This window comes from Cysteiniphilum marinum (genome assembly GCF_014857925.1).
GTDB classification, from domain to species: Bacteria; Pseudomonadota; Gammaproteobacteria; order Francisellales; family Francisellaceae; genus Caedibacter; species Caedibacter marinus.
Window position 1 is genome coordinate 1 of sequence record NZ_JACYVZ010000090.1, and the last position, 2187, is coordinate 2187.

Genomic DNA, 2187 nt, shown 5'->3' on the forward strand with positions numbered 1-2187 from the left:
ACGACATTAACAACCCATATTGAAGAGGTAAGCAATTACTTTATTGATCGAAATAGTAGCGGTTTTGTGGAAGGCTTTAATAACAGGTTAAAAGTGCTGACGAGAAGATGCTATGGGTTAAAAAATGCCAAACGTTTTTTTCAACGGATTAAAATAGATACTGAAGGGCTTGCTTTATTCAGATTCAGCGGTGTTCAGTATGCGATCTAATCAACGGATAAACTGGTAGAGCCTAAAAATGCCCGAGTTATTTGGTCAATGCTAGCAAATGGAACAACATATAATATAAACTTTAAAAAAGCCGCTTAATCACAGTGCTTTATAATGATTATTAAAAGTGTAAAACTTGCCTAAAATAAAACTTATACGCGACATGTGAATTTTAATTACTCATATTTGATTAGTTATTTTAGGCGCCAAATTTAATCAAGGCACTAGCTTTTAAGTTAGATGCCAGATGTATGTCTGTGAATATACTTTTTAATAATTTTAAATTTATAAATAAAATGATGGGAGACTAAATAATGAATATTTAATTTAAACCTTTGCCAAATTGAGCGAGTCCATGTATGTCGCGTAACAGTATCAGATAGTTTTTGCTCGCTGCCTACACTATCAAGCAATAGCTGATAATCCCGCTCACGTTTGGCTTTCATTCTTTGGGTGCTTGTTTGGGATATATCTATAGTTAACATTTATGACAATTTGATCATGCTATGCCATGTTTGCATGAAATAACTAAAAAAACGCTAATTAACTTGATGAAAGATATTGAATGTTTTAACTTTTAGTATAAAATTATATTTAAATCGTTAAAAGGATATTAAATAATGAAGCTCGCTCAATTATCTCAAATCACTGGAATACCAAGACACACACTTACTGCAAGAGTAAGCTCACTATTGAAAAAAGATGATTTAGAAAGGGATAAAAGCAATCACATTATTTTACAGCCTAGTGAATGTAAAAAAGTGATACAAACTCAATTGTCAAATGCTTCAGGCAAAGTAATACGTATTGGAAATCTAAAAGGTGGGGTTGGTAAAACTTCTATATCCTATTTACTAGCCAGAGCCACATCAAGCATGGGATTAAAAACATGTGTAGTTGACCTAGATATACAAATGAATTTGACTTCACTTTTCATAGAAAAGGATAATAAGCGTCCAGTGTTTTTAGACCTAGTAAATGATAAGTACAAGATAAAAGATATTTTAATTAATATTGATGAATATTTAACAATACTTCCATCATCACTCAGAAATAGTTTAATTGAAAAAGAGTTGTTAGGGCAAACAAAAAAGCATTATTTTCATTGGTTTAATGAAATATGTTTGAACTATTTACGCAGTAACTTTGATATTATTATATTAGACACCCCACCAGATTTAAGTACATTAAATTCCATAACAGGCTTATGCCTCGTAAATAACGATCATTTTTTATTTCCCATAGACCCTGATAATTTTGCGTTAGATGGTGTCGATCTTGTTCTTGGCGATATTAATAAAATACGCTCATCTTACAGAATTGAAGAAAACCCTGATCTTCTTGTGGTTATGAATAGATTTGACCAGACAATTAAAGAGGATTTGAAAGGACTTATGGAAGCAAATAACAGATTTGAAAATGCTTTGGCGCAAACTATTATCCGAAAAATGGCTAAATTTAAAGAATACGTTAAAAATAAAGAATCGTTTGATGACCTTACTAGAGCTAAAGACTTATTTACTGTTGTTAATGGACTTCTTGTTGAGCTTGGGATTTTGATAAAGTGGGGTTCTGATAATGAAACTATCTGAAATGCTAAAGAAAGCTGAAGACAAGTTAAAAAATGAAGAAAATGATCTAATTACAGCACCTTGGCAAACGACGTCATTAAAAAAATCACGTGATCAGAAAAACAACACCGTAAAAGAAATAGATAATAAGACTACCAAAAGTGGGAACAATGTAGAAACAAATGTAGGAACAAAGTCTGCTGATAGTGAGAACAATGTAGAAACAAATGTAGGAACAAAGTCTGCTGATAGTGAGAACAATGTAGAAACATATGTAGGAACAAAGTCTGCTGATAGTGAGAACAATGTAGAAACATATGTAGGAACAAAGTCTGCTGATAGTGAGAACAATGTAGAAACAAATGTAGGAACAAAGTCTGCTGATAGTGAGAACAATGTAGAAACA

Annotated in this window: 3 protein-coding genes; all 3 read left to right on the forward strand. The window is 31.9% G+C overall.

Going from position 1 to position 2187, the window contains the following annotated elements:
* The coding region (locus IE867_RS14355) for a transposase (RefSeq protein ID WP_192485360.1) at positions 1-210 on the forward strand (210 nt) is incomplete at its 5' end.
* Between the two features lie 620 nt (positions 211-830).
* Entirely contained in the window at positions 831-1802 is a 972-nt protein-coding gene (locus IE867_RS14360) for a ParA family protein (RefSeq protein WP_192485393.1), read from the forward strand.
* Positions 1789-2187: hypothetical protein (locus tag IE867_RS14365; protein ID WP_225630087.1), on the forward strand; the 399-nt coding region annotated here is incomplete at its 3' end. The genes IE867_RS14360 and IE867_RS14365, both read left to right, overlap by 14 nt.